Genomic DNA, 24,858 nt, shown 5'->3' on the forward strand with positions numbered 1-24,858 from the left:
ATGGCGACACGATCCCTTACACGCGAGCTGGCCTTGCTGGTGCTTGGTCAGGTGCCGGAACAGAAGTCAGCCTCAGTCGCTGACCTGGCCCTTGATTCGATCCTGGACCAGGCCCTCGACACCCTCACCCAGCACTGGCGTGAGTCGCTTGATTCCAGTGCTGCAGAGCTCGATCAGGCGCAGCAGTCCCTGCTGGACAGTGAGTTGCAGCAGGGCGAAACCGGAACCCATGACACCGTCCGCACCCATCTGCGCGCATCGTTGAGTTCCGCTGAACAGGTGCTGAATGGATTGTCCGCCAGTCTTGAGTTGTCTCGGCTCTTGTTGCTTGGGGATCAGGAGCAGATTCGCCGCGGTGCCATGGAGCGGGTTCAGAAGGTGCTCACCCAGCGCGAGGGCATTGACAAACGTCTGGATCAGGTGATGGAGGGCTGGAGGCTGACCCGACTTCCACGGATCGATCGCGACATTCTCCGGTTGGCTGTCGTTGACCTGGAAAGCCTGCGCACTCCGGCTCCAGTGGCGTTCAACGAGGCGGTTGAGCTGGCCAACCGTTACAGCGATGAGCAGGGGCGCCGGATGATCAATGGCGTGTTGCGCCGCTTCCATGACGCTCAATCGAAAGCATCGGCCTGATGGTGTTCAACTGGTTCGAACGACAGGCTGACGAGTCTCAGACGCCGGAGCCGACGCCCACCCCCGCGCCGACGCCGGAACCGATGGCTGGTGGGACTGATGCTCCCGTTTCAGAAGCGCCGGAGCCCACTCCAGCTCCTGCAGCCAGTGAGGAAGAAGACGAAGCTCTGGTTTGGGCCCGTGAGGCCTATGCCCGCCTGAAGGCTCAGCAACAGGCAGCGTCCCCTGTTGCTGAAGCGGCCCCCGAGCCCACCCCAGCGCCCAGTCCAGAACCAGCACCTTCACTTACACCTTTACCAACACCAGGTCCGGCACCTTTACCGACACCCTCTCCAGCACCAGCTCCCGGACTGTCGCTGCTGGAGCAGGCAGCGGCTCAGCGACAGCAGCGTCAGCAGGATCTGGATGACAGGGCTCGTGAGGCTCCACCTGCATCCACTTCGGCTCCCACCCCTGCGCCAGCTCTCGATTCAGAAGAGCCGCAGCTGGGTGACTTTGATCAGGATTTCACCTGGTCTGCCGAGGTGCTTGCGGCCCAGGGCCGTCGCGTTGATCAGGTTTCCCTCGAGGAAATCGATTGGTTGGGCCGGCTTCGCCGCGGCCTTGAAAAGACCCGTCAGGGCTTTGTCACCAGCCTTCTGGAGAATCTTGGTGACGACCCGTTAACGCCGGAGGTTCTTGACGATCTCGAAACTCTCTTGCTGAGGGCGGATGCTGGCGTCCAGGCCACCGATCAGGTGCTGGATGCCTTGCGTCAGCGGATGAATGAGGAGGTCGTTGATCCTGTGGAAGGGATTCGCTTCCTTAAGGAACAGCTGCGTGGCCTTTTGGACACGCCGATTGAGGCCAGTGGTGTTCCTCTTCTGGCGCCGGAACGGGATCGCCTCAACATCTGGTTGATGGTGGGGGTGAATGGGGTTGGTAAGACAACCACCCTGGGAAAACTTGCCAATCTGGCTGTTCGCAGCGGCTATTCGGCTCTGATTGCGGCCGCAGACACCTTCCGGGCTGCAGCCGTGCAGCAGGTTGAGGTCTGGGGAGAGCGCAGTGATGTTCCAGTGGTGTCCAACCCCAGCAGCAATGCCGACCCCGCTGCCGTTGTTTTCGATGCGATTGGTGCCGCTCGCTCGCGCAAGTCTGATCTGCTGCTGGTGGACACCGCCGGACGGTTGCAGACCAAGCACAACCTGATGGAGGAACTTCAAAAAGTCAGAAAGATCATCGACCGTTTGGCGCCGGAGGCGAAGGTCGAATCCTTGCTGGTTCTTGATGCAAGCCAGGGTCAGAACGGGCTTCGCCAGGCCATGGCCTTTGCCGAGGCGGCAGGCCTCACTGGTGTTGTAATCACCAAACTCGACGGCACAGCCCGTGGCGGCGTCGCCCTAGCGGTGTCGTCTGAGGCAGGTTTGCCGATTCGTTTCATCGGCGCTGGGGAAGGAATTCGTGATCTGCGCCCCTTCAACAGTTTTGAATTCGTTGAGGCTCTGCTGGCTGGACGCTGAAGCGTTGCTACCTTGCGGACCCTGGGGGTGCGAGGTTGAGCAGCAAGCCGCCCGGACGTCATCCCAGCTCTGCGCAGCGGACTGGACACCCCTCGCCCGAGGCCATGGCTTCGTTGCGTCAGCTGTTTGACAGCCTCAGCAGCGAACAGCGCCGCAATCAGGATCTGTTGGTTTCCCTGGGGTTTGCCCTCCGCAGCTTCACCAACCTCCAGCGCTTTCTTGAGCTTGTGCCTGTCGTGGCCTCGCGCCTGGTGGGTGTTGAGGGGGCCTTGCTTGTTCCGTTTCAGACGGATGGTCGCCTCTGGCGTGATCAGTTGCAGGGGAGTCCAGCTGAGCCGTCCCAGGATCTGCTGCAGCGCTTAGCCGCCTTTGAACCTGGATCGGCCGTGGGTTTTGGCAGCGACGATCAGCAGCTGTTGGCGCTCGATCGTCTGGTTCAACGCTGCCTGCCCAAAGCGGCTTTGTTCGCCACGTCTGTGACGGCCCGTGGTCGGACGCGGGGCCGCCTTTACGTCTATGCCCGCAACGGCTCCTTGGTCTGGACCGAGGTGCACCGTCGGCACGTTCAGTTGGTGGCGGATCTTGCTGGTGTTGCGATCGAAAACGATCAGATGCTGCAGGACGCCCGCCGGCATGAGCGGGTCGATCGACAACTCAGCATTGGTGCAGAGATTCAGGCGCAGTTGTTGCCGGATCGTTGCCCCGTGATCGAGGGCGTTGATCTGGCCGCGCGCTGTCGGCCCGCTTTTCAGGTGGGCGGTGACTACTACGACTTCATTCCCACCCGTCCGGAACTCATCGGCAGACGCCGTGAGCGGGGTCGCTGGGCATTGGTGATGGGGGATGTCATGGGCAAAGGCGTTCCTGCTGGTCTGCTGATGACGATGTTGCGCGGGATGCTGCGCGCTGAGGTTCTCAGCGGTCTGCCACCGGATCGGATTCTCCACGACCTCAACCAGCTGGCGCAGGAAGACCTTGCGCAGTCGCACCGGTTTGTGACGCTGTTTTATTCCGACCTGGATCCGCGCACGCTGCGGTTGCGTTATGCCAATGCGGCCCACAACCCGCCCCTGCTCTGGCGCGCCGAGCGACGGGTGATCATGCGGCTCGATGCCGCTGGGCTTCTGATCGGTCTCCAACCTGAAGCTGAGTTCGCCCTTGGCGAGGTTCGCCTTGAACCGGGAGACGTGTTGCTCTACTACACCGATGGTGTGACCGAAGCACCGGGGATCACTGGCGATCGTTTCGACGAGGCGCGGCTGATTCGTGCCCTTGAAACGGCCTGTCGAAGTGGTCAGGGAGCGCAGGGAATTCTTGAAAGCCTGTTTGAACGCTTGGACCGTTTTGTTGGTCCGGATCGTCAGCTGGAGGATGACGCGTCGCTTGTGGTGTTGAAAGTTCCGGAAGCGGTCACGTTGCCGAGTGTGCAGGGACGGTCAATCGCCTGACAAGCTGAGGAAATCGACGGATGAATTGATGGCTGGTGGGGTGACCGGTGGTGCTGCAGGCACCTGGAGCGATCGTTTTGAGCAAGGTCTGCATCCCTTTATTGAGGCGTTTAACGCCTCCATCGGTTTTGACCTGTCCCTTCTTCAGGAGGATCTCGATGGGTCGATCGCGCATGCCCGGATGCTGGCCGGCGTGGGAGTGATCACGGAGGCGGAGGCTGAGCAGTTGGTGGAGGGCCTGGAGACGATTCGTGCTGAGGCGGCATCCGGCAGTTTCCAGCCCGGTTTGGCTGATGAGGATGTTCACTTCGCTGTGGAACGCCGGCTGATTGCTTTGCTGGGTCCCGTGGGCAAGAAGTTGCACACCGGACGCAGCCGCAATGATCAGGTTGGGACTGACCTACGCCTCTGGTTGCGGCGACGGCTGGATGGCCTGGATCAGGATCTGCAGCGGTTGCAGGGGGCACTGCTGACCCAGGCGGATCGACATCGCCGCACCATGATTCCCGGGTACACCCACCTGCAGCGGGCCCAGCCGCTCTGTCTCGCCCATCACCTTCTCGCCTATGTCGAGATGTTGGAGCGCGACCGCGAGCGTCTTCAGGATGTGCGGAAACGCGTGAACATTTGCCCGCTCGGCGCCGCTGCCCTGGCGGGCACGCCAGTACCGATTGATCGCCAGCGCACCGCGAAGGAGCTGGGTTTTTCAGCGGTTTATGCCAACAGCCTCGATGCGGTCAGCGACCGTGATTTCTGCGTTGAGTTCTCAGCTGCCGCCTCCTTGGTGATGGTGCACCTCAGCCGTCTCGCCGAAGAGGTGATCGCCTGGGCGTCCGAGGAATTCGGCTTCGTGCGGCTCAGCGATCGCTGTGCCACGGGCAGCAGCCTGATGCCTCAGAAGAAGAATCCCGATGTGCCTGAGCTGGTTCGGGGCAAAACAGGACGGGTCTTCGGACATCTCCAGGGATTGCTAACCATGATTAAGGGTCTTCCGCTCGCCTACAACAAGGATTTTCAGGAAGACAAGGAGGCGTTGTTTGATGCCTTCCGCACAACACGTGATTGTGTTGAGGCGATGGCGATTTTGTTTGAGGAAGGCCTTGATTTCAGAGTCGAGCGCCTCAATGAAGCGGTGGAGCAGGATTTCTCCAATGCAACGGATGTGGCCGACTATCTGGTGTCTCGTGGTGTTCCATTTCGCGAGGCTTATCAATTGGTCGGCGCTGTCGTCCGGCGCTGTCTCGAGCAGGGTTGTTTGTTGCGGGACCTTGATCTGACTGCTTGGAAGGAACTTCATCCGGCCTTTGAGGCGGATTTGCATGACGCCCTGGCTCCCCGGGCTGTTGTTGCCGCCCGTCGCAGTGAAGGTGGAACGGGATTTGAGCGTGTTGATGAACAGCTTCAGCGTTGGTTACAGCGTTTCAACGGAACTCAACCGGTGGGATGACTCTCACCCATAACCGGGTCTACGCTTGTTTAGCCAGAGCTATGTCACTTCGTTCCGGAGTCATGGCCCGATGGCAAAGTTCAAGGCCTCATCGGTCCACTGTTTCGTACCCGGTCCACGCAAAACGTGAGCATTTTTGTCGGCAACCTTCCCTTCCGCGCTGAGCAGGAAGATGTGATTGAACTGTTTGCCCAGTTCGGTGAAGTGTCCAACTGCGCGCTGCCCCTCGAGCGGGACACAGGTCGCAAGCGTGGTTTTGCTTTCGTTGAGATGGCCGATGAGTCCACCGAAGAAGCAGCCATTGAAGGCCTGCAGGGTGCAGAACTGATGGGCCGTCCTCTCCGGATCAACAAAGCTGAGCCCCGCGGTAGCGCCCCCCGTCGTGGCGGTGGTGGTGGCGGCTACGGCGGCGGCGGTGGTGGCGGCGGTGATCGCCCCTCCGGTGCAAGGGGATGGGAAGACCGCAGCTATGGCGCCCGAGACAATGCTGGTGAGGGCAATGCCTACGACGAGGGTCGCAGCCGTCGTCGCCGTGGATCCTCCAGCGGCGGTGGCGATGACTATTCCGGTTACGGCGGAGCTGAGGGCTGAACTCAGCCGTTGATCAGAGTCCTGCGTCCTTGAGTTGCTGTCCGGCTTGGAGCAGCACATCCAGATCAGCTCCAGGGCGCTGGGCTTTCTCCCCCAGCTCCCGCCGCCAGTGCCTTGCACCACGGACGCCTTCCACGAGTTGCACCAGGTGACGGCATAGGTCCCACAGCCGGCCCCCTCTCTCCAGATGAGCCTCTGCATGGGGAAGTAGACCCTCCACAACATCTGACGCCAGGATCTGGCGTGACTCTTCCCCGAAAATCAAGGCATCGATGCTGGTCCAGCGCAGGGGATGGCTGTAGGCCGCCCGTCCCACCATGGCGCCATCGCATCCTTCCAGTGCCTCAAGGCAGTCTTCAGGGGATTCCAGCCCCCCGTTGAGTTCAATCACCAGATCGGGGCGGCGTTTTTTAAGAGCCACCACGCGGTCATGCTGCAGCGGAGGAATCGTTCGGTTCTGCTTGGGATCCAGGCCCTCCAGCCAGGCTTTACGGGCGTGAACAGCGAAGCGGCTGGCCCCTGCCAGAGCCACTCGATCCACGAAGTTCGTCAGCAGGGCATCGCTGTCGAGATCGTCAATACCGATCCGATGTTTCACGGTCACGGGGAGTCCCCCTGCGTCCACCATGGCCTCCACGCATCGGGCGACCAGATCCGGTTCCGCCATGAGGCAAGCCCCGAAATTCCCTGCCTGCACCTTCTGACTGGGGCAACCCACATTGAGGTTGATTTCGTCGTAGCCCCAGTCCTGCGCCAGTCGTGCCGCCTCGGCCAGTAGGGCTGGATCGTCTCCCCCCACCTGAAGGGCGATGGGATGTTCCACCGGATCGAAATCCAGCAACTTGTTGCGTCGTTTGCTGTGGTACAGCGCCTGGGCCACCACCATTTCGCTGTAGAGCAGGGCTCTACGGCTGATCTGCCGCATCAGCACCCGGAAATGGCGGTCGGTGCAATCCAGCATCGGCGCCACACTGAAGCGGTAGGCAGTGGTGGATCCGGCGGCAGTCATCAATCCATTAGAACCGCCCGTGATTCCCGCTTCAGCGTTGATGAGCTTGAGTGCCGCCGTTCTGTCCCGTCGATCGCTGTTGTTGGCGGCAATGGCAGGTGTGTTTGGCAGTCTCTGGAGACCTCAACCTGTGTTGGCGGCGTCCAACGCTGGCGATCCCTCTTGGGATCTCAATGCCGAGCAGTGGCGTGAGCGTTTGTCTCCCCAGGCCTATGACGTGTTGCGCAATGAGGGAACGGAACGTCCCTTCACGAGTCCGCTCAATGGAGAGAAGCGTTCCGGCACATACCACTGCGCCGGCTGTGATGCAGCTTTGTTTTCGTCGGAGGCCAAATTCGACAGCGGCACCGGCTGGCCCAGCTTCTGGCAGCCCCTGGATGGTGCCATCGCCACGAAAGTAGATTTCAAATTGATCCTGCCGCGCACGGAATACCACTGCAGCAGTTGTGGTGGGCACCAGGGCCACGTTTTCAATGACGGACCACGACCCACCGGCAAGCGCTACTGCAACAACGGAGTCGCCCTCCGCTTCCAGCCCGCTTGATCTGATTGTTGTTGGTGGTGGTCCTGCCGGGTACATGGCAGCAATCACTGCAGCCGAGCAGGGGGTTCGGCATGTGCTGGTGCTGGAAGGCACCTCTGAGCCCCTCCAGAAGGTACGCATCAGCGGTGGCGGTCGCTGCAATGTGACCCATGCCTGCTGGGATCCCCGTGAACTGGCCACCCACTACCCCCGTGGCAGTAGACCCTTGCGGGGGCCCTTCAGTCGCTTCGCCTGCGGCGATGCGATTGCCTGGTTTGACGAGCACGGGCTCACCCTGGTGGAGGAACCCGATGGACGGATGTTTCCGCAGCAGAACCGTTCTGAGGCCGTGATTCAGTGCCTGCAGAAGGCGGCAAGGGCCTCAGGTGTAGAGCTGCGCACAAAGGTCATGGTCCAGCAGGTGCGCGTTCACCCCAAGGGGGGGTTTGTGCTCGAGGGCCGCGGCCTGGAGCCTTTGCGTGGGCGCTGTTTGATGCTGGCCACGGGGGGGCATCCCAGTGGCCGAAAACTGGCGGAAGCCCTTGGTCATCAGGTGGTGCCGCCGGTGCCATCGCTGTTCAGCCTCACGCTGCAGGCACCGGCGCTGACGGCCTGCAGTGGCATTGCCATCGACGGTGTGGGCCTTGATCTGAAACTGGGCAACCAGCGCTTCCGCCAGACCGGGCGGGTGCTGATCACCCACCGCGGTCTGAGTGGTCCGGCCACGCTGCGCCTCTCGGCCTTTGCCGCCAGGGCCCTGCATCAGAACCGCTACCAGGCTGAGTTGAAGCTGGATTGGAGTGCTGGGTTGGGTCGTTCGGGGCTGACCGACCGATTGCAGCAATGGCGGCAGGAGCAGGCGCGGCGAACTCTTTCAGCATCGAAGCCTTTCGAGCATTTGCCGCGACGGTTGTGGCAAGCCTTTCTGAGCCTGGCTGGGGTGGAGCCAGAACGCCGTTGGGCCGATCTGCCGATCAAGGCGGAGCGTCGATTGGTGGAGCTGCTCTGCGCGCAGAGTGTGCCGATCCAGGGACGTGGGCCGTTCGGGGAGGAGTTCGTCACCGCCGGCGGTGTCGCCTTGGGGGACGTCAACCTGGCCACGATGGAGAGCCACCGATGCCCCGGCCTCTACCTGGCCGGAGAATTGCTGGATGTGGATGGGGTAACCGGCGGTTTCAACTTTCAGGCCTGCTGGAGCGGCGGTTGGTTGGCGGGCCAGGCCATCGCTGCAGTGCTTACTGGATCTGATCAAACACGGTGAACATCGGCAGGTACATCGCCAGCAGGATGGATCCCACGATTCCGCCCACCACAACGATCATCGCGGGTTCGAGCATTGATGTGAGTGCTTTGACCATGGCGCCGACTTCGTCTTCGTAGAAGTCCGCCACCTTGCTGAGCATTTTGTCCATTTCACCGGTTTCCTCGCCGATGGCCAGCATGTTCAGTGCCATGTCTGGCAGCACCTTCTGGCGGATCAGCGCATTGCTCAACAGCACGCCCTCCTGAACCATGGCCCGCGAGGCAAGGATGGCATCGGAAATGATCGCGTTGCCGGCGGTTTCGCTCGAGATTTCCATCGACATCAGGATCGGCACACCGGCCCGCGTGAGCGAACTGAAGATCCGGCAAAACTGAGCTGTCGCCGTCATCAGGATCAGTTCGCCGAAGAGTGGCAGCTTCAGCATCAGGCGGTCGATCGTTCGACGACCGTTGTGGGTTGCGTAGAACCGGTTCAACATCCAGATCGCCAGCAGGATCACCCCGATCGCATAAAGCGAGGCAGAGGAACGCAGCAGTGCGCTCAGATCAACGAGCAGTCGGGTGAAGGCCGGCAGCTCGGCCCCTAGATCTTCGAAGATCCCCGCGAAGGTTGGGATCAGAAAGATGGTCATCCCCAGGAACACCAGGATGGCGATCACCAGCACGGCGATGGGATAGCCCAAGGCTCCCTTGATCTGGTTCTGAAGTTTGGCGTTGTCTTCCAGCAACTTGGCAAGTCGCTTCAGGGCCTCATCCAGCACACCGCCGGCTTCGCCGGCTTCCACCATGGCGATGCTGAGTTGATCAAACACCTTCGGCCATTGACGCAGGGCTGTCGCCAGCGCAATGCCCTCATTGACGTCGAGGCTCACTTTGGTGAGCGCCCGTTTGAACATCGGCAGCTTTTGCTGCGTCGCCATTAGATCGAGGCTGCGCACGATCGGCACGCCGGCATCGACCAGGGCCGCCAGCTTGCTGGCGAACACGGCCTTCTCCTTAACGCCCGGTGCCTTTTCAAACATTCGGTTGAGGTCGATCGACTTCAGACCTCCCGCCTCGGCCCCATCGGTTTTGGTGTCTTGGCTGTTTCCGGGGCTGACGGGCCGCAGTTCTTCGGCGCGAATTCCACGACGCCGCAGCAGCTTTTTGGCCTCAGCCAGGTTGGCTGCCTTGATCGTCACCGTTCGCGGTTGTCCGGTGGGACCGGAGTAGGAGGCAATGAAGGCGGCCATCGATGCTTACCCCCTGGCTTCAGATTTCACCGATTAAGCGCTGCAATTCGCCCGGTTTGCTGGCCTTGCCCATCGCTTCGGCGCGGGATACATCCCCATTGAGCACCAGGTTGGCCAGGGCTTTCTCCAGGGTCTGCATGCCCTGTTCTCCCCCTGTTTGGATTTGGGAATAGAGCTGCGCCGATTTGCCCTCGCGGATCAGGTTGGCCGTGGCGGGTGTGTTGATCAGGATTTCCTGCGCCATCACCCGACCGAACTGTCCCTCTGCGGGGTTCTGACGCCGGCAGAGGGTCTGGGAAAACACAGCCACCAAGCTTCCCGAAAGTTGCACACGGATCTGGGTCTGTTGCTCCGGCGGGAAGACGTCGACCATCCGATCCACGGTCTGGGCCGCTGAGCTGGTGTGCAGGGTTCCGAAGACGAGGTGTCCGGTTTCGGCGGCACTCACGGCCAGTTGAATGGTTTCCAGATCACGCATCTCACCCACCAGGATCACGTCCGGGTCCTCCCGCAGGGCGGCGCGCAACGCGTTGGCGAAGCTGCGGGTGTCTTCGTTGAGCTGGCGTTGGTGCACCAGACTTTTGTCGCTCTGATACACGAACTCGATCGGGTCTTCGATCGTGAGGATGTGTTCGCTGCGGGTGTGATTGATGTGATCCAGTAGAGCCGCCAGGGTGGTGGTTTTGCCGGATCCGGTCGGACCGGTCACCAGCACAAGCCCCCTGGGCCGCGCACTGGTCTCCAGCACCACAGGAGGCAGGTTCAGCAGGTCAACGCTTGGAATCGTGCTGCCAAGGGCCCTAAGGCAGGCGGCATAGCTGCCTTTCTGGCGGTAGACGTTCACGCGGAAGCGTGCAACGCCCTTCAGGCCGTAGGCGCAGTCCAGTTCCCAGGTCTGCTCCAGCGTTTTGCGCTGGCTGTTGTTCAGCATTGAGAAGATCAGCTTGTTGCAGTCCTCCTCGGCCAGGGGTCGGTCCGTCATCGGACGCAGTTCACCGCTGAAGCGGCCGTAGGGCGGTTGACCGGTGGCGAGGTGCAGATCACTGCCACCGCCCTGCACCAGTTGTTCCATCAGGTCTTCGATCATCAGATCCATGACCGGCTCCTCAGTGGCGTGGTGTAAGGCAATAGGGACACTCGAGCCAGCCTTCCTGCAGGCCGGCACCGCATCCTTCACAGGTCATTGTGCTGAGAGCGCGGGCTCTGCGCTCGGATTCCAGTCCGGAATCCGTCAGCACCATCCGCCCCACCTCTTCAAGCGTGGTCTCGCCCCGTCGCACCAGTTCGAGGCTGTAGCCGAGCAGGGTCACCATTCCTGATTCCAGGGCCAGCTGGCGTATCACATCGGTGCTGGCGCCCTTGGAAATGGCGGTGGCCATGTCCTCCTGGATCCGCAGCACCTCATAGATGCCGACGCGGCCCTTGTAGCCGCTCCCCTGGCAATGGGAACAGACCTGCTCGTTGGGGCTGTGATGATGAGCCCGATAAAACGTGACATCCGCTTCCCGGCTGGCCATCAGCCCGAAGCGGCCCAGTTCCCGTTCCTCCGGCCGGTAGGGCTCGCGGCAGTGGGAGCAGACCCTGCGCAGCAGCCTCTGGGAAATGATTCCGATCAGGGATGCCGACACCATGAAGGGCTCCACGCCCATTTCATCCAGGCGGGCAATGGTGCTGGGGGCATCATTGGCGTGCAGGGTGCTGAGCACCAGGTGACCCGTCAGTGCGGCTTCAATCGCTGTTTTGGCGGTTTCGAGATCACGGGTTTCTCCCACCAGCAGAACGTCCGGGTCCTGGCGCATGAAGGCCCGCAGTGCCGTGGCGAAGTCGAAGCCCTTGTCTCGGTTCACCTGGCACTGGGTGATGCCCGGCAGGGTGTACTCGATCGGGTCCTCCACCGTGGAGATGTTGATGCCCGGATCGTTGCGCTCGGCGAGAAGTGAATAGAGGGTGGTCGACTTGCCGGAGCCCGTTGGCCCGGTGACCAGGATCATTCCAAAGGGTTTGGACCCCAGCTCTCGGACAAGGGCCAGTGCATCGGGATCGTCGATGAGCTTGTCCAGCCCCAGTTGGGTCGCTCCACTGTCCAGCAGGCGCAGACAGACCTTTTCACCGAAGCGGCTGGGCAGGGTGTTGACGCGGAAATCGATCACCCGGTCGCGGTACTTGCGGCGGATGCGGCCGTCCTGGGCCTGGCGCCGTTCGGCAATGTCGAGATCCGCCAGGATTTTGAATCGGGACGTCACCGCAGGAACCAGGCGACTGGGGAGCGGCTCCACGTATTGCTGGAGGACGCCGTCTTGGCGGAACCGCAGACGCAAGCCCTTCTGCTGTGGCTCCACGTGGATGTCACTGGCGCCCACTGACATGGCCTGCAGCAGGATCCGGTCCACCAGCGTCACCACCGGCGAGGCTTCTGCATCGTTAAGGCTGGCCTCAAGGTCAATGGCATCCCGGGCCAGTTGGGCGTCCTCGTCGCTCTCCAGCACCTCATCGGGGCTGAAGTCGTCGAGAAAGGACTCAGCATTCACCTCGAGAGTGCTTTCTGTCTCTGCCGGAGCAGGGTTGCTCGACTGTTCTGTTGCTGGCGGGTTTGGTTCCGTCGTTGTTCGGTTTGTTTCTGTGGCCAAGGCACGCTGCAGATCCGCTTCGATGGCAGGGTGCAGACGGATCGTGCGGTGTTGGTCCGGCAGCTGATCGATCAGGTGTTGCCATTCCTGGTCTCGCCATTGGCTGGGGATCGCGATGTCCAGGTGGTCAGCACCGACTGCGATCGGCATGGCCTGCAGTGTCTGCCATTGATCCGGGCTGACGTCCGGGAGGGCGTCGTTAAGCAGGTTGCGGCTTGCCAGCAGTTGCTCTGGACCTGGAACCGGCTGCTGCAACAGCAATTCAAGGGCGAAACGCTGCCGTGCCGTGTCGCCGGCATCGGGGCTGGGCAGCGTCAGAGTCATGGGTTGCGACCGAGGTGCGGGCTTCCGCAGCTTGTGGGAGGTAAGCGTTGCCCTTCAACATGTCTAGACAGCAATCCCTGAGCGGTCAGCATGAGCGGCGACGCCTCCACCCCAGAGCAGGACCAGACCGTTGCGTCCGGTGCTGTTCCAGCAACGCCGGAGTCCGCTCCTGATGCGCCTGAGGCGACGTCTGAACAGGCTCCTGCAGCGGTGGATCCGGCGGAGCGGATGCAGCAACTCGAGCAGGAGTTGAGCTCGCTCAAGCAAGAGCACGAGACGCTCAACAGCCAATACATGCGCATTGCGGCGGATTTCGACAACTTCCGCAAGCGCCAGAGCCGCGATCAGGACGATATGCGTCAGCAGCTGGTCTGCTCGACCCTCACGGAGATTCTCCCCGTCGTTGACAACTTCGAGCGGGCCCGTCAGCAGCTGAATCCTGAAGGGGAAGAAGCTCAGGCGCTGCACCGCAGTTACCAGGGTTTGTACAAGCAACTGGTGGAGGTGCTGAAGCAGCAGGGGGTGGCCCGGATGGAAGTGGTTGGCCAGGAGTTCGACCCGAATCTGCATGAGGCCGTGCTGCGGGAGGAAAGCAGCGAGTTCTCCGAGGACGTGGTGTGTGAGGAGCTCCAGCGCGGTTACCACCGCGACGGGCGTGTGCTGCGCCACGCCATGGTGAAGGTGTCGATGGGTCCAGGACCATCCGATCCAGCGTCTGCGCCTGCTGAGGCGGCACCGGATCAGACGGCGGAGGAGGCCTGATGGCCGACTTCTACGACCTGCTCGGCGTCAGCCGAGATGTGGATCCCGACAGCCTCAAGCAGGCTTATCGGCGGATGGCGCGTCAGTACCACCCCGATATCAATAAGGATCCCGGCGCTGAAGACCGTTTCAAGGAAATCGGCCGCGCCTACGAGGTGCTCAGTGATCCCCAGACCCGAGCCCGTTACGACCAGTTCGGTGAAGCCGGTCTTGGTGGTGCGGCTGGCGCTCCGGACATGGGGGACATGGGCGGATTCGCGGATCTGTTCGAGACGTTTTTCCAGGGCTTCGGTGGACCCGGTGGTGCTGGAGCTGGTCGGTCGCGGCGGCAGGGCCCCCAGCAGGGGGATGATCTTCGATACGACCTGACGATTGATTTCGAGCAGGCGGTGTTCGGTCAGGAGCAGGAGATCAAGATCCCGCATCTGGAGACATGCGACACCTGCGGCGGCAGCGGTGCCAAAGCGGGAAGTGGGCCCACCACCTGCGGCACCTGTGGCGGCGCCGGGCAGGTGCGCCGTGCTACCCGGACGCCCTTCGGCAGCTTCACTCAGGTCGCCGAGTGCCCCAACTGTGGGGGCACTGGCCAGGTGATTTCGGATCCTTGCGGGTCCTGTGGAGGCCAGGGTGTCAAACAGGTGCGCAAGAAGCTGCGGATCAACATCCCTGCCGGGGTGGACACCGGGACACGGCTTCGCGTGACTGGCGAAGGCAACGCGGGACCCCGGGGAGGCCCGTCCGGTGACCTTTACGTCTTCCTCACTGTTCGCAATCACCCGCGCTTGCAGCGGGATGGTCTGAACATCTTTTCGGAGGTCAAGGTCAGCTATCTCCAGGCGATTCTTGGCGACACCATCGAGGTGGAAACGGTGGACGGCAGCAAGGAGCTGGACATCCCCGCCGGCACCCAACCCGGCACGGTGCTCACCCTGCCGAACCTGGGCATTCCCAAGCTCGGGAATCCGGTGGCACGGGGTGATCAGCGCGTGACGGTCACTGTGGACTTGCCGAAGCGGATCAGCGATGTGGAGCGTGAGCTGCTGGAGCAGTTGGCGGGTCACCATTCCGCCCGCGGCAAGCAACACCACCACCACAACAGTGGTTTGTTCGCGCGCTTGTTTGGTCAGAAGGGATGAACAGGTGTTCCCTGGATCTGCGGGGAACGCCCTGTCCAGTGAATTTCATTCGCTGCAAGCTCAGCCTCGAGCAGATGAGCAGTGGTGACTGTCTGGAGGTCTGTCTCGATCGGGGTGAGCCTGAGGCCATGGTGCTTCCAGGCCTGAGGGATGCAGGCCACCGTGTTGAGTGCATTGATCAAACGTCGGATTCCGTCACCATTGAGGTGATCTGCGGTGGCTGACACCGGCAGTTCCGTGGCTTCCGGGATGGTGGTGGCGCTCCAGGCCAACTACGTGGAGGTTGAGCTGGATGCAGCACCTGACGGATGTCCAGGTCGGCTGCTCTGCACGCGCCGCACTCGGCTCAGCCATCGGGGCGAAGCCGTTTACGTGGGCGATCGGGTTTGCGTCGAGGCGATTGATCCAGGCCAAGGGCGGGCTGTGGTGGCCGACGTTGAGCCACGCCACAGCTTTCTCACGCGCCCACCGGTGGCCAATGTCTCCTTGGTGGCTGTGGTGTTGGCGGTGGAACAGCCCAGCTTTGACCCTGATCAGGCCAGTCGCTTCCTGTTGACGGCGGAACGGACAGGGCTCGAGGTAATCCTTCTGCTCACCAAGACAGACCTCATCTCAGCCGAAGCGCTCGAGAGGCTTGTGGCCCGGTTGCAGGGGTGGGGGTATGACCCGCTGGCGCTTTCGAGTGAAGCTGGAACAGGCATCGACGCCCTAAGGCAGCGCTTGGCTGGTGCGCAGCTTTCGGTGCTGTGTGGACCTTCCGGGGTGGGCAAGAGCAGCCTGCTGAACCAGCTGCGTCCTGATCTTCAACTGCGCACTTCTGCGGTGTCCGGTCGACTGCAGCGCGGGCGCCACACCACCCGCCACGTGGAGCTGTTTCCCCTGGGTCCGAGCGCGAGGGTGGCGGACACCCCTGGCTTCAACCGTCCAGATCTGCCAGATGACCCCCAGGAATTGGGGGTGCTTTTTCCGGAGCTCCGACAGCAGCTTGATCCCTGGCCCTGTCGGTTCCGCGACTGCCTGCATCGCGGTGAGCCTGGCTGCGGTGTGTCCAGTGACTGGGAACGCTATGCCCTTTATAAGGCTGCGTTGATCGAGCAGAGCGGCCTCAGCCGCCCATCCCGGGGAGGTTGAGGTTCAGGCCACCGGTGAGTTCTTCCATGCGGCCCTTCATCGTGGCGGTGGATTGCTCATAGGCCGCTTGCAGGGCTTCGAGAGTGGCCGCTTCGCTGGCCTGTTGGCCCTCTTGCAGCAGGGCTGGGTCCAGCCGCACCCGCAGGGGTTGCTGGTTGCCCGACAGCCAAACGCTGGCCCGGCCATCGCTGCTCTGGCCCTCGATCTCCATCCCATCCAGTTCGTCCTGCAGTGCCTGGGCGTTCTGCTGAATCTCCTGGGCCTTCTTGAAGGCTTCCGTGAGCTGGCCGAAATTAGGGAGTCCGAACCCTGCCATGGCGATCCTGTGGGAGCCGGAAGGTTAAGCCGCCGAAGCGAATCCCAGCCGCTTTACTTCGGGGTGCAGACGGATTCCGTGCTCGGCTTCGACGCGGTCCTGCACCAGGTGGATCAGCTGGGCGATGTCCTTCGCCTGGGCATGACCGGTGTTGACGATGAAATTGGCATGCACGGTTGAGATTTCAGCGCCGCCGATGCGGGTTCCCTTCAGCCCCTGCTCTTCGATCAGCCGTCCGGCCTTAAGCGGTTCGGGATTGCGGAAGACACTGCCGCAGCTGGGTTGTTGATAGGGCTGCGTGGTGGTGCGGTGGCTGAGGTTCGCGCTGGTCACCCGCTTCAGTTCATCCGGATCGTGACCGGCCTCTAAGCGGAACCGTGCGGACAACACCACGAGGTTGCCCTCTTGGAGACGGCTATGCCGGTAGCCGAAGTCCAGTTGATCCCGTTGCAGCTCAAAGCACTCGCCCCCCTCCAGGGGCATGACCCGCACCGACTCCAACCATTCCGCTGTGCAGCCTCCCTGGGCTCCTGCATTCATCACAGCTGCACCGCCAGCGGTTCCCGGGATGCCAACCGACCACTCCAGACCATGCAAACCAGCGCGTGCAACGCGTCTTGCCAGTGATGGGATCGGTTCGCCCGCGAGCACTTCCACGGTCCCAGTGGTTGCATCAAGCTTCAGCCCCTGAAGTTTGCGCAGACAGAGCGAAAGCCCGGGCAGGCCGTCATCGTGAATCAGCAGATTCGACCCAGCGCCGATGACGCGGCAGGGCATGCCCTGATGAGCGGCCCATTCGATCCAAGCCTGGGTTTCCTCAAGGCTGGCGGGTTCCGCAAGCCATTCGGCGGCTCCTCCCACACGCCAGGTGGTGTAGTCCGCCAGGTTGACTCCGGCCTGGGGGAGGCGGGCATCGCACTGCGTCATGAGGTCAGCCTTGACCACAGTCCATTCACATCGCCAGCACCCATGGCCAGAACAAGATCGTTCTCGCGGCTGTGCTGGATCACTAGGTCGGTGAGTTGATCGAGGCTCTCTGCGACGGCGATCTCAAGATCCGGTTTCAGGCTGCGCACCCGATCCGCCAGAGCGTTGCTGCAGATGCCCTGCAGCGGTTGCTCTCCTGCGGAATAGACGGGAGCCAGCAGCAGCAGATCACAGTTCTGCAGGGCCTGGGCGAAGTCATCGAGGAACTGCCGGGTGCGGCTGTAGCGGTGCGGCTGGAACACCGCCAGGAGCCGTTCTGGTGCTGTGGGGAGCGGGCTGCGACCACTGCTCACCATCAGGCGTGCCATGTCCAGGGTTGCCTTCACCTCACTGGGATGGTGGGCGTAGTCATCAACGATGTGACGGCCCTTCCAGGTGCCCCGAAGATCAAAGCGGCGTCCCGGTGCCTTCAGGCCAGCGAGGCCTTCCACCAACTGGTCAAAGGGGAGACCTTCCATCCGGCAGGCGGCCAAGGCGCCTGTTGCATTGCTGAGGTTGTGCAGCCCGGCCATCGGCAGGGTGAAGTCACCGACGGGGTGGCCAGCTTCGTAGAAACGGGCCAAGCAGCGATCGCCCTCAAGGCTCAGGGGCAGGGCGGCGAAGTCAACGGATTCGGCGCTTTGGTTGGACCACCAGGCCGTTGGCTGGAAGTGTTCCTGCAGGATCGGGTCGTCGTGATTGGCCAGCACGCGGTCGCAACCCCTTGCGAAGCGTTGCAGGGTGGAGATCAGGTCGTCGAGGCTTGAGTAGTGATCGGTGTGATCCAGCTCCAGGTTGGTGATCACCCCCAGGCTTGGACGGAACTTCACCAGGGACCCGTCGGATTCATCCGCCTCGGCCACGAGCAGCTTTCCCTGGCCAGCGTGACCATTGCTGCCGAGGCTGGGAACGATGCCTCCAATTACAGCGGTTGGGTCTTGATCGGCCTCTAGCAGCAAGGTGGTGATCAAGGTGCTGGTGGTGGTCTTGCCGTGGCTGCCGGCGACTGCAATGGAAGGTTGTTGCTCGATTAGAGCCGCCAGAAGATCGGAGCGATGCCAGATCTCCAGCCCCCGCTGTCGGGCCCGCTGCAGTTCTGGATTGCTCTCGGGGATGGCTGTGCTGATCACCACCACCGGTGAACAAGCGTCTTTCGCTCCCGTGACAACGTCAATGCAGGTGGCGTCCTGCTGGCGGAAGACCTTCACTCCGAGGGTCTTCAGTTGTTGTGTTGTCGCATTGTCACGCGGGTCCGAGCCGCTGACCGGGTGACCGCGGTCAACGAGAATCCGAGCCAAAGCCGACATGCCAATTCCGCCGACACCGATGAAGTGGACTGGTGTCTGACGGTCGAGCAGGCGCGGCAACGGAGGGCTTCAGTCTGGGGAAAGATAAGTCAGTTGCCTCTGCTTGTCTGCCGTGCTGAGGGCCGGATCGAGCTGATTGATTCGGGGTGGAACAAGGTATTTCTGCTGATTTCTGTATGATCGGCGGCCAAAACCCCTGCGCGGCTTTGCCGCTTCTTCCATGACCCTGCGCGTTGCGATCAATGGATTCGGCCGGATCGGTCGCAATGTTTTGCGGGGATGGATCAGCCGGGGCGCTGACACCGGCCTGGAAATCGTGGGGATGAACTCCACCTCCGACCCCGCCACCAGCGCTCACCTGCTCACCTACGACTCCATCCTTGGGCGTCTGGATCCTTCCGTGGACATCAAGACCACGGACAGCTCGATGTTCGTCAACGGCAAGGAGATCAAGTTCTTCGCCGACCGCAACCCCCTCAACTGCCCTTGGAAGGAGTGGGGCGTTGACCTGGTGATCGAGTCCACCGGTGTGTTCAACACCGATGAGAAGGCCAGCATGCACATCCAGGCTGGTGCCAAGAAGGTGATCCTCACCGCTCCTGGCAAGGGTGACGGCGTCGGCACATTCGTGGTGGGCGTCAACGACGACCAGTACCGCCACGAAGACTGGGACATCCTCAGCAACGCCAGCTGCACCACCAACTGCCTGGCTCCGATCGTCAAAGTTCTGGACCAGAACTTTGGCCTCGACTGGGGTCTGATGACCACCATTCACAGCTACACCGGCGACCAGCGGATCCTGGACAACAGCCACCGCGATCTGCGCCGTGCCCGTGCCGCGGCTCTGAATATGGTTCCCACCACCACCGGTGCTGCCAAGGCTGTTGCTCTGGTTTACCCCGAGGTGAAGGGCAAACTCACCGGCTTCGCCATGCGCGTTCCCACCCCGAACGTCTCTGCTGTTGACCTGACCTTCGGCCCGTCCCGCGGCGCCAGCGTTGACGACATCAAGGCAGCGATCAAGTCGGCTTCCGAGAACGGCATGAAGGGGATCATCAAGTACAGCGACCTGCCCCTGGTGTCCACCGACTACGCCGGCACCAACGAGTCCACCATCTTCGACGCCGACCTCACCTACGCCATGGGTGACAAGGCTGTGAAGATCCTGGCCTGGTACGACAACGAGTGGGGCTACAGCCAGCGTGTTGTTGACCTTGCCGAGGTGGTGGCCAAGAACTGGAAGTGATCGTCAGCTGATCGCTCTTTTGATCCCTCCCGGCCTGGGGGGGATTTTTTTGGTCAGGCTCCGTCGCGTTGGGCTGCTCAGGGCTGGCCGAAGTGATCAAATCCGCTTGTGTCCACTGGCTTCTGGTTGTGGCCCCAGCGGATGACGCCCGCTTCAGCATTGATCTGGCCGATGCGCTGGCTTTCGGGGACGCATTCCTGCCAGACATCGGCCCAGGCTTCGGGAAGGCTCAGCACCAACTCAAAGTCCTCTCCTCCGGCGAGGCACCAATCCATCCATGGAGCTCCATCAGGCCAGCCTTCGGCCGTTGGAAGATGATCGTTTTGCAGCACCGCCCCACAGCCGCTGCTGCAGCAGAGGCCTGCGACGGCAGCGAGCAATCCGTCGCTGCTGTCGGTTCCCCCGGCTCGCCAGGGCAGATGCTTCGGTTTGCAGGCCAGCAGCTGCTGGACTTCTTTCAGCCGAGGCGTCGGTCGTTGGTGGCGTGCGATCGCTTGGTCCCGCAAGGTTGAGTGCAAATTGATGTCACGCGCGCTTGGCTCGTCCTGCAGCAGGGCGAGGCCCAGTCGGCTGAGCCCATGGGGCCCACTGGTGACCAGCACATCGCCAGGGCGGGCTGCATTGCGATGCAGACGCAGGGGGCCGAGACGGCCGAGCGCGGTGATCGAGAGCAGTCTCTGCTCTCCTCTGGAGCAGTCACCCCCCAGCAGAACGCCGCCGTACTGGCCCAAGGCGGCACTGATGCCTTGATACACCCCGTCCACCCAGTCCCAACTGGTGTGACCAGGGGCAACCAGGGCCACGGTGATCCCATCGATGTCGACAGCACCACTGGCGGCCAAGTCGGAGAGGTTGGCGGCAACAGCGCGCCAGCCCACATCCATGGACGTTGTGGTGGCATCGCTGAAATGAACGCCATCCACGAGAACGTCGGTGTTGATCAGCAGCGGCCTGGCGTCGGCGGCCAGGGCTGCGGTGTCGTCACTGAGCTGATTGGGCGGAGCGAAGCGAGCCAGCCGCCTGAGCAGCTCCGCTTCAGTTAGCTCCGCCAGGGTTGGGCTCATGCGTGGGCTTTGAGTTGTTCCGCTCCCTCGATCACCTTCACGGCGGTGATCCGGTCATCGACGCCCAGTTCCTCCAGAACATCGAATCCATCCACCACGTAGCCGAAGGCTGCATTGCGGCCATCCACGAGGTTCAGACCAGCCGGGGTGAGCTCCGCCTCGTACAGGAACATGAAGAACTGCGAGGATCCGTCGTCGAGGGCCTGGTCTGAATGGGCCCAGCCAAGGGTGCCCAGGGTTGCGAACGGAAGGGTTGGTGTGGCCATGAACAGGCCCACGTCTTCAAAGGTTTGGTTGTAGATCGTGTCGTCTTCTTCGGGCACGCGGATCTCTAGGGGGACGTGGCGCTCCTGCTTGGTCTTCGGATCCACGTAGCCGATCTCAGGCCCTTCAGGATCACCGCTCTGGAGCACGTAGAAGTCCTCGGCTCGGATGAAGGGCAGTCCGTCGTAGAAACCCTGGAGAGCGAGATCGACGAAGGCACCTGCGGTGAGTGGGGCGTTGAAGCCATCCACCACGGTGGTCAGTTCCCCCTGGGTGGTGCTCACGCTGAGGGTGGCTCTTCCCTGCAGCCGTGGCAGGGCATCGAATTCTGCGGGGATCTCCCGTTCAAAGCCGTCGGGCACCAGCAGGGCTTCCACATCACCGATGGAGCGCAGCGTCCGGCGTCGATCGGCGATGAAGCCTGGTTTGTCAGTGGCTTTGACCTTCTCCTTGAGGTCTTCAAGACCCTGACCCACGCTCTCAAACAGCGCTTCAGCCGTACCGCGCTTGGCTTCAGGGACCGCGTTCAGGATGGTGTCGCGGCGGGTGTTGAGCAGCGCTTCAGTGCGTGACACCGTCTTGCCGAGAGCTGTCCAACGTTTGGCCCGCAGATCGTCACTGGTGAGTTCCAGCCGATGCTGCAGTTCCCGGATGTCGTCCTGATCGAAGGGAAGCGCGTCCCGAAGAATCGCGGCAGGGTCCTTCACAGCATTGCCCTGGGGCAAGGAGGCCCAAGCAGGGGCGGCGATTGTGATCAGAGCAAAGCTGATCAGAGCAGCAAGGACGGCGTTCAAACGCTGATGAACCAAGGGGGAACCCCAGTGCTGACGGGACTTTGGCACAGCCGTATAGTCCGGTGAACCGTTCGGTGGGAATGATCTCCAGTAACGACTTCCGCACCGGCACCACGATTGAGATCGATGGGGCCGTTTGGCGCGTTGTCGAGTTCTTGCACGTCAAGCCCGGCAAGGGATCTGCCTTCGTGCGCACCAAGCTCAAGGCCGTGAAGTCCGGCAACGTGGTGGAGAAAACCTTCCGCGCTGGGGAAATGCTTCCCCAGGCGATGTTGGAGAAATCCTCTCTTCAGCACACCTACATGGAAGGTGAGGACTATGTCTTCATGGACATGGCCACCTACGAGGAGACCCGCCTCAGTGCTGCCCAGATTGGAGAGAGCCGCAAGTACCTCAAGGAAGGCATGGAGGTGAATGTGGTGTCCTGGAACGACAATCCCCTCGAGGTTGAACTGCCCAACTCCGTTGTTCTGGAGATCAAAGAAACCGACCCTGGCGTCAAAGGCGACACCGCCACGGGTGGCACCAAGCCCGCCATTCTTGAGACCGGTGCACAAGTGATGGTTCCGCTCTTTCTTTCTGTGGGAGAAAAGATCAAAGTGGACACCCGCAACGACAGTTACCTCGGGCGCGAAAACGGATGACCATGCAGCTGGATCACGAACAACTGCACCGCTTGCTGGAGGCGCTCGGTGAGAGCGACATCCAGGAGTTCCGGTTGGAAGGAGATGATTTCCGTCTGGAAATCCGTCGCAACTTGCCTGGCCAGGCCGTCATGGCTCCGGTCATGCCCGCTCCCGTTGCTGCTGCACCAGCTCCTGTTGCGCCCGCCGAGCCTGCATCTGCGCCGCCTGCATCCACCGCAACGCGCAGCGACCTGCTCGAAGTCACAGCCCCCATGGTGGGCACCTTCTACCGTGCCCCTGCGCCAGGCGAACCTTCTTTTGTTGAAGTGGGCAGTCGGATCAATGTCGGCCAGACCGTCTGCATCCTCGAGGCAATGAAGCTGATGAACGAGCTGGAGTCTGAGGTTGGCGGTGAAGTGGTGGAGATCCTGGTGGACAACGGCACGCCCGTTGAATTCGGTCAGGTGCTGATGCGGGTCAAGCCGGCCTGAGTTAGCTCAGGTCCCAGGCGGCTTGAATCGCTGCCGTCGTGCTCTCAGGGCTGGCGACACCTTCAGCTGCGATGTCGAAGGCGGTGCCGTGGTCGGGGGAGGTGCGTAGGAACGGCAGTTCCAAGGTGGTGTTCACCGCAGCGTCGAAGGCCAGCAGCTTCACAGGAATGAGCCCCTGGTCGTGATACAGGGCCAAAATCCCGTCAGGACCTGGCTGGTTTGGGGTCTGCCAAGCGCGAGCAGCGCTGATCCAGCAGGTGTCGGGAGGAACGGGACCCTCCAGCTGCGCCTGAGGATGGTCCTTTCTCCATTGATCCAGTAGCGGCAGCAGCCATTCGGCTTCTTCATGGCCCAGCTGACCGGCTTCGCCGGCATGGGGATTGAGCCCGGCGATACGCAGATGTGGTTTGGTGGTGAAGCGTCGACAGAAGCCTTCCAGCACGTTCAGTTTGTGGTGCACCAGGTCTGGGGTCAGCGCATCAGGGATCTGGCTCAGGGGGATGTGGGTGGTGGCCAGCAAGGTGTTCAGGCGCCAACCGCTGGTTGGAGAGACGGCGGTGAACAGCATTGAGGAGCGCTGTCGTCCAGCCAACTCAGCCAGCCGTTCGGTCTGCCCGGGATAGCGATGGCCGGCCGCATGCCAGAGATGTTTGGCGATGGGGGCGGTGACCAAGGCGCGGGACCCCCGTTCCTGCAGCAGTTCGACGGCGCGGGTGAGCCAGCGAAACCCCGCATCGGCTCCGCAGGTGGTGGGTTGTCCTGGCTGAACACTGGCCTCGAGCGGTTGGTCGTCGATCCTGAGTGCTGCAGGGTCGGCAAGGGGGTGGTTTGTTTGCCGCCGCAGTCGCGCGTGGGTGCTGATCAGCGTGCGTCGGCAACCCACCAGCAGGGGTTGGAGCTCTGGGGACAGCGTGGGTGAGGCGAGGGCCTTCAGCACCACTTCCATGCCGATACCCGCGGGATCGCCGAGAGCGATCACAAGCTCATGCCTAGGGTTCGTGGAATCGTGGGGGGCCATCGCTGTGCTGCGCTTGCTGCTGCTGGGGTGTCTGTTGGTGGGATTGGCCTCTGGCTTGAGCAATGGCTGGATCGAACTGAACCTCTCCCGTTTCCTTGAGGATGTCGGGCTTTCACCGCCTGAGGAAGGTGAGGACTTCGATTTCAACCGTTGGCTGATCGAGGGGGAGAACGCAGGTCAGACGGAGTGAGTTTGTCCTGGTTCAGGCAATCCTGCAGCCCGACGCGGTAGTTCGGATGCAGCAACGTGTAACCGAGCTCGTGGCAGAGCTTGTGGTTGCTGACGCGGCGGTTCTCGCTCCAGAACGACTGAGCCATCGGGCTCATGCTGTCCACGATCTGGGCGAACGGCTCCAGTGGTGGAAGGGCACAACCCAACAGGGCTGCCGCATGTCGCATCAGTTCGGCTGTGGGAGCCGGGAGGTCATCCACCACATTCACGACGGCTTTGTTCAACACAGTCCCGTCGCCCATGGTTGCTGGAGCTCCCTGCTCAGCGCGATGCATGAGGTGCCAGCAGGCCCCGGCGATGTCCTCCACGTGGATGCGGCAGAACACCTGGCCGGGCTTGTCGATCAAGCGCGCACGACCTTGCTCCAAGCCGTTGAGCACCGATCGTCCTGGGCCATAAATGCCTGGCAAACGCAGAATCTGGATCGGCAGACCGGAGCGCAACCAAGCTTTTTCGCAGTTGAGGCGGCGCATGCTGCGGTCCAGCGCAGGCGCCGGGTCGTCCTGCTCCGACACCCAACCGCCCTGGCGATCGCCGTAAACCCCTGTGGTGGAGAGGTAGCCCGCCCAACGCAGCGGCAGGCTTCTGAGCGTTGGCAGCAGCTTCGACAAGACCGGATCGTTGCCTTCGCGATCCGGGGGGATGGTGGACAGCAGATGGGTCACGCCCTCCAGGGCAGCTGGGTCGAGCTGGTCCTGACCGTTGCTGTCGAAGAGCAGGTCAGCTTCGGCAGAGTCGAGGGAGCGGCGGGTGCAGAGCACCGGTGTTCCCAGGGCTCGGGCCAGGTTGGCCAGACAACGTCCGCTGTATCCGCCGCCCAGCACCAGCAGCTTGGTGTCAGCCGCCAGAGGCTGCGACCGCTTGACAAGATCAGCAAGCATCAGTACACCTGTATTAGATCAAA

Annotated in this window: 26 protein-coding genes; 15 read left to right on the forward strand and 11 right to left on the reverse strand. The window is 62.1% G+C overall.

Annotation, left to right across the window (positions count from 1 at the left end):
* The 5 genes from nusB to FZZ90_RS05390 all read left to right on the forward strand — a co-directional run bounded on the left by nusB (nt 1) and on the right by FZZ90_RS05390 (nt 5,624).
* Nucleotides 1-636, forward strand: coding sequence for a transcription antitermination factor NusB (gene nusB, locus FZZ90_RS05370; RefSeq protein WP_226424710.1), 636 nt, complete (start codon nt 1-3; stop codon nt 634-636).
* Nucleotides 636-2,138 carry a signal recognition particle-docking protein FtsY gene (ftsY, locus tag FZZ90_RS05375; protein WP_226424711.1) on the forward strand — a complete coding sequence of 501 codons (1,503 nt, stop codon included), beginning with the start codon at nt 636-638 and terminating at the stop codon, nt 2,136-2,138. The genes nusB and ftsY overlap by 1 nt, the downstream gene beginning before the upstream one ends.
* Before the next feature lie 35 nt (nt 2,139-2,173).
* Nucleotides 2,174-3,586, forward strand: a complete 1,413-nt coding sequence (locus FZZ90_RS05380; protein ID WP_226424712.1) for a PP2C family protein-serine/threonine phosphatase — start codon at nt 2,174-2,176, stop codon at nt 3,584-3,586.
* A 28-nt stretch (nt 3,587-3,614) separates the two neighbouring features.
* Nucleotides 3,615-5,033 carry an argininosuccinate lyase gene (gene argH, locus FZZ90_RS05385; protein ID WP_226424713.1) on the forward strand — a complete coding sequence of 473 codons (1,419 nt, stop codon included), beginning with the start codon at nt 3,615-3,617 and terminating at the stop codon, nt 5,031-5,033.
* Nucleotides 5,034-5,159: 126 nt separating this feature from the next.
* Nucleotides 5,160-5,624, forward strand: a complete 465-nt coding sequence (locus tag FZZ90_RS05390; RefSeq protein ID WP_226424714.1) for an RNA-binding protein — start codon at nt 5,160-5,162, stop codon at nt 5,622-5,624.
* A 13-nt stretch (nt 5,625-5,637) separates the two neighbouring features.
* On the opposite strand, the gene dusA is transcribed toward FZZ90_RS05390, so the two are convergent.
* Nucleotides 5,638-6,633 carry a tRNA dihydrouridine(20/20a) synthase DusA gene (gene dusA / locus FZZ90_RS05395; RefSeq protein ID WP_226424715.1) on the reverse strand — a complete coding sequence of 332 codons (996 nt, stop codon included), beginning with the start codon at nt 6,631-6,633 and terminating at the stop codon, nt 5,638-5,640.
* Nucleotides 6,634-6,673: 40 nt separating this feature from the next.
* Here dusA and msrB point away from each other — a divergent pair, with 40 nt between their 5' ends.
* Together msrB and FZZ90_RS05405 are read left to right on the forward strand one after the other, a co-directional pair.
* Entirely contained in the window at nt 6,674-7,177 is a 504-nt protein-coding gene (msrB, locus tag FZZ90_RS05400) for a peptide-methionine (R)-S-oxide reductase MsrB (RefSeq protein WP_226424716.1), read from the forward strand.
* Between the two features lie 34 nt (nt 7,178-7,211).
* Nucleotides 7,212-8,417 carry an NAD(P)/FAD-dependent oxidoreductase gene (locus FZZ90_RS05405; RefSeq protein ID WP_370631031.1) on the forward strand — a complete coding sequence of 402 codons (1,206 nt, stop codon included), beginning with the start codon at nt 7,212-7,214 and terminating at the stop codon, nt 8,415-8,417.
* Here the strand turns inward: FZZ90_RS05405 and FZZ90_RS05410 are convergent.
* The 3 genes from FZZ90_RS05410 to FZZ90_RS05420 are packed head-to-tail and all read right to left on the reverse strand — an operon-like array spanning nt 8,392 to nt 12,602.
* Complete coding sequence (locus FZZ90_RS05410) at nt 8,392-9,651, reverse strand: type II secretion system F family protein (RefSeq protein WP_226424718.1); 1,260 nt, start codon at nt 9,649-9,651, stop codon at nt 8,392-8,394. The two genes, FZZ90_RS05405 and FZZ90_RS05410, sit on opposite strands and share 26 nt — an antisense overlap.
* Nucleotides 9,652-9,670: 19 nt before the next feature.
* Nucleotides 9,671-10,747, reverse strand: a complete 1,077-nt coding sequence (locus FZZ90_RS05415; protein ID WP_226424719.1) for a type IV pilus twitching motility protein PilT — start codon at nt 10,745-10,747, stop codon at nt 9,671-9,673.
* A 10-nt stretch (nt 10,748-10,757) separates the two neighbouring features.
* Nucleotides 10,758-12,602, reverse strand: coding sequence for a GspE/PulE family protein (locus tag FZZ90_RS05420; RefSeq protein ID WP_226424720.1), 1,845 nt, complete (start codon nt 12,600-12,602; stop codon nt 10,758-10,760).
* Between the two features lie 90 nt (nt 12,603-12,692).
* Between FZZ90_RS05420 and grpE the strand changes: the two genes are divergently transcribed.
* The 4 genes from grpE to rsgA are packed head-to-tail and all read left to right on the forward strand — an operon-like array spanning nt 12,693 to nt 15,631.
* A complete protein-coding gene (gene grpE / locus FZZ90_RS05425) occupies nt 12,693-13,364 on the forward strand; it encodes a nucleotide exchange factor GrpE (protein WP_226424721.1) in 672 nt (223 codons plus the stop codon).
* Nucleotides 13,364-14,500: a molecular chaperone DnaJ gene (gene dnaJ / locus FZZ90_RS05430; RefSeq protein WP_226424722.1), complete on the forward strand. Its 1,137-nt coding sequence runs from the start codon at nt 13,364-13,366 to the stop codon at nt 14,498-14,500. Before grpE ends, dnaJ begins: the two co-directional genes overlap by 1 nt.
* Nucleotides 14,497-14,724, forward strand: a complete 228-nt coding sequence (locus FZZ90_RS05435; protein WP_226424723.1) for a sulfurtransferase TusA family protein — start codon at nt 14,497-14,499, stop codon at nt 14,722-14,724. Before dnaJ ends, FZZ90_RS05435 begins: the two co-directional genes overlap by 4 nt.
* Entirely contained in the window at nt 14,717-15,631 is a 915-nt protein-coding gene (gene rsgA / locus FZZ90_RS05440) for a ribosome small subunit-dependent GTPase A (RefSeq protein ID WP_370631032.1), read from the forward strand. The genes FZZ90_RS05435 and rsgA overlap by 8 nt, the downstream gene beginning before the upstream one ends.
* Here the strand turns inward: rsgA and FZZ90_RS05445 are convergent.
* The 3 genes from FZZ90_RS05445 to murC are packed head-to-tail and all read right to left on the reverse strand — an operon-like array spanning nt 15,606 to nt 18,280.
* The gene (locus FZZ90_RS05445; RefSeq protein ID WP_226424724.1) at nt 15,606-15,947 is read right to left on the reverse strand and encodes a YbaB/EbfC family nucleoid-associated protein; all 342 of its coding nucleotides are present in this window, start codon (nt 15,945-15,947) and stop codon (nt 15,606-15,608) included. The genes rsgA and FZZ90_RS05445 overlap by 26 nt on opposite strands.
* Before the next feature lie 24 nt (nt 15,948-15,971).
* Nucleotides 15,972-16,874, reverse strand: coding sequence for a UDP-N-acetylmuramate dehydrogenase (gene murB, locus FZZ90_RS05450; RefSeq protein WP_226424725.1), 903 nt, complete (start codon nt 16,872-16,874; stop codon nt 15,972-15,974).
* On the reverse strand, nt 16,871-18,280 hold the full coding sequence (murC, locus tag FZZ90_RS05455) for a UDP-N-acetylmuramate--L-alanine ligase (RefSeq protein ID WP_226424726.1): 1,410 nt from the start codon (nt 18,278-18,280) through the stop codon (nt 16,871-16,873). Before murC ends, murB begins: the two co-directional genes overlap by 4 nt.
* Nucleotides 18,281-18,440: 160 nt before the next feature.
* Here murC and gap point away from each other — a divergent pair, with 160 nt between their 5' ends.
* Nucleotides 18,441-19,466 (forward strand): type I glyceraldehyde-3-phosphate dehydrogenase, encoded by a 1,026-nt coding sequence (gene gap, locus FZZ90_RS05460; protein WP_226400533.1) that lies wholly within the window; start codon nt 18,441-18,443, stop codon nt 19,464-19,466.
* 77 nt (nt 19,467-19,543) lie between these two features.
* Here gap and thiL read toward each other — a convergent pair whose 3' ends face one another.
* Entirely contained in the window at nt 19,544-20,530 is a 987-nt protein-coding gene (gene thiL, locus FZZ90_RS05465) for a thiamine-phosphate kinase (RefSeq protein WP_226424727.1), read from the reverse strand.
* Nucleotides 20,527-21,603, reverse strand: a complete 1,077-nt coding sequence (locus tag FZZ90_RS05470; protein ID WP_226424728.1) for a peptidylprolyl isomerase — start codon at nt 21,601-21,603, stop codon at nt 20,527-20,529. The genes thiL and FZZ90_RS05470 overlap by 4 nt, the downstream gene beginning before the upstream one ends.
* Nucleotides 21,604-21,668: 65 nt before the next feature.
* On the opposite strand from FZZ90_RS05470, the gene efp reads away from it, so the two are divergent.
* On the forward strand, nt 21,669-22,232 hold the full coding sequence (gene efp, locus FZZ90_RS05475; RefSeq protein ID WP_226414710.1) for an elongation factor P: 564 nt from the start codon (nt 21,669-21,671) through the stop codon (nt 22,230-22,232).
* A complete protein-coding gene (accB, locus tag FZZ90_RS05480; protein ID WP_226424729.1) occupies nt 22,229-22,705 on the forward strand; it encodes an acetyl-CoA carboxylase biotin carboxyl carrier protein in 477 nt (158 codons plus the stop codon). The genes efp and accB overlap by 4 nt, the downstream gene beginning before the upstream one ends.
* Nucleotide 22,706: 1 nt before the next feature.
* Here accB and pdxA read toward each other — a convergent pair whose 3' ends face one another.
* A complete protein-coding gene (pdxA, locus tag FZZ90_RS05485; protein WP_226424730.1) occupies nt 22,707-23,723 on the reverse strand; it encodes a 4-hydroxythreonine-4-phosphate dehydrogenase PdxA in 1,017 nt (338 codons plus the stop codon).
* On the opposite strand from pdxA, the gene FZZ90_RS05490 reads away from it, so the two are divergent.
* Entirely contained in the window at nt 23,704-23,913 is a 210-nt protein-coding gene (locus tag FZZ90_RS05490) for a hypothetical protein (RefSeq protein WP_226424731.1), read from the forward strand. The two genes, pdxA and FZZ90_RS05490, sit on opposite strands and share 20 nt — an antisense overlap.
* Here the strand turns inward: FZZ90_RS05490 and FZZ90_RS05495 are convergent.
* Nucleotides 23,867-24,835 carry an SDR family oxidoreductase gene (locus tag FZZ90_RS05495; RefSeq protein ID WP_226424732.1) on the reverse strand — a complete coding sequence of 323 codons (969 nt, stop codon included), beginning with the start codon at nt 24,833-24,835 and terminating at the stop codon, nt 23,867-23,869. The two genes, FZZ90_RS05490 and FZZ90_RS05495, sit on opposite strands and share 47 nt — an antisense overlap.
* Between the last annotated feature and the right edge of the window lie 23 nt (nt 24,836-24,858).

Origin of the sequence: Synechococcus sp. MU1617, from assembly GCF_020514235.1 — a bacterium.
In the GTDB taxonomy this organism is placed as follows: domain Bacteria; phylum Cyanobacteriota; class Cyanobacteriia; order PCC-6307; family Cyanobiaceae; genus Parasynechococcus.

What these genes read in the sequence shown, in the direction of transcription:
- nusB (WP_226424710.1), top strand. Translation starts at nt 1, where the DNA reads ATGGCGACACGATCCCTTACACGCGAGCTGGCCTTGCTGGTGCTTGGT.
- ftsY (WP_226424711.1), top strand. Translation starts at nt 636, where the DNA reads ATGGTGTTCAACTGGTTCGAACGACAGGCTGACGAGTCTCAGACGCCG.
- argH (WP_226424713.1), top strand. Translation starts at nt 3,615, where the DNA reads ATGGCTGGTGGGGTGACCGGTGGTGCTGCAGGCACCTGGAGCGATCGT.
- dusA (WP_226424715.1), bottom strand. Translation starts at nt 6,633, where the DNA reads ATGACTGCCGCCGGATCCACCACTGCCTACCGCTTCAGTGTGGCGCCG.
- msrB (WP_226424716.1), top strand. Translation starts at nt 6,674, where the DNA reads ATGAGCTTGAGTGCCGCCGTTCTGTCCCGTCGATCGCTGTTGTTGGCG.
- FZZ90_RS05405 (WP_370631031.1), top strand. Translation starts at nt 7,212, where the DNA reads ATGGCAGCAATCACTGCAGCCGAGCAGGGGGTTCGGCATGTGCTGGTG.
- FZZ90_RS05410 (WP_226424718.1), bottom strand. Translation starts at nt 9,651, where the DNA reads ATGGCCGCCTTCATTGCCTCCTACTCCGGTCCCACCGGACAACCGCGA.
- FZZ90_RS05415 (WP_226424719.1), bottom strand. Translation starts at nt 10,747, where the DNA reads ATGGATCTGATGATCGAAGACCTGATGGAACAACTGGTGCAGGGCGGT.
- FZZ90_RS05420 (WP_226424720.1), bottom strand. Translation starts at nt 12,602, where the DNA reads ATGACTCTGACGCTGCCCAGCCCCGATGCCGGCGACACGGCACGGCAG.
- grpE (WP_226424721.1), top strand. Translation starts at nt 12,693, where the DNA reads ATGAGCGGCGACGCCTCCACCCCAGAGCAGGACCAGACCGTTGCGTCC.
- dnaJ (WP_226424722.1), top strand. Translation starts at nt 13,364, where the DNA reads ATGGCCGACTTCTACGACCTGCTCGGCGTCAGCCGAGATGTGGATCCC.
- FZZ90_RS05435 (WP_226424723.1), top strand. Translation starts at nt 14,497, where the DNA reads ATGAACAGGTGTTCCCTGGATCTGCGGGGAACGCCCTGTCCAGTGAAT.
- FZZ90_RS05445 (WP_226424724.1), bottom strand. Translation starts at nt 15,947, where the DNA reads ATGGCAGGGTTCGGACTCCCTAATTTCGGCCAGCTCACGGAAGCCTTC.
- murB (WP_226424725.1), bottom strand. Translation starts at nt 16,874, where the DNA reads ATGACGCAGTGCGATGCCCGCCTCCCCCAGGCCGGAGTCAACCTGGCG.
- gap (WP_226400533.1), top strand. Translation starts at nt 18,441, where the DNA reads ATGACCCTGCGCGTTGCGATCAATGGATTCGGCCGGATCGGTCGCAAT.
- thiL (WP_226424727.1), bottom strand. Translation starts at nt 20,530, where the DNA reads ATGAGCCCAACCCTGGCGGAGCTAACTGAAGCGGAGCTGCTCAGGCGG.
- efp (WP_226414710.1), top strand. Translation starts at nt 21,669, where the DNA reads ATGATCTCCAGTAACGACTTCCGCACCGGCACCACGATTGAGATCGAT.
- accB (WP_226424729.1), top strand. Translation starts at nt 22,229, where the DNA reads ATGACCATGCAGCTGGATCACGAACAACTGCACCGCTTGCTGGAGGCG.
- pdxA (WP_226424730.1), bottom strand. Translation starts at nt 23,723, where the DNA reads ATGGCCCCCCACGATTCCACGAACCCTAGGCATGAGCTTGTGATCGCT.
- FZZ90_RS05495 (WP_226424732.1), bottom strand. Translation starts at nt 24,835, where the DNA reads ATGCTTGCTGATCTTGTCAAGCGGTCGCAGCCTCTGGCGGCTGACACC.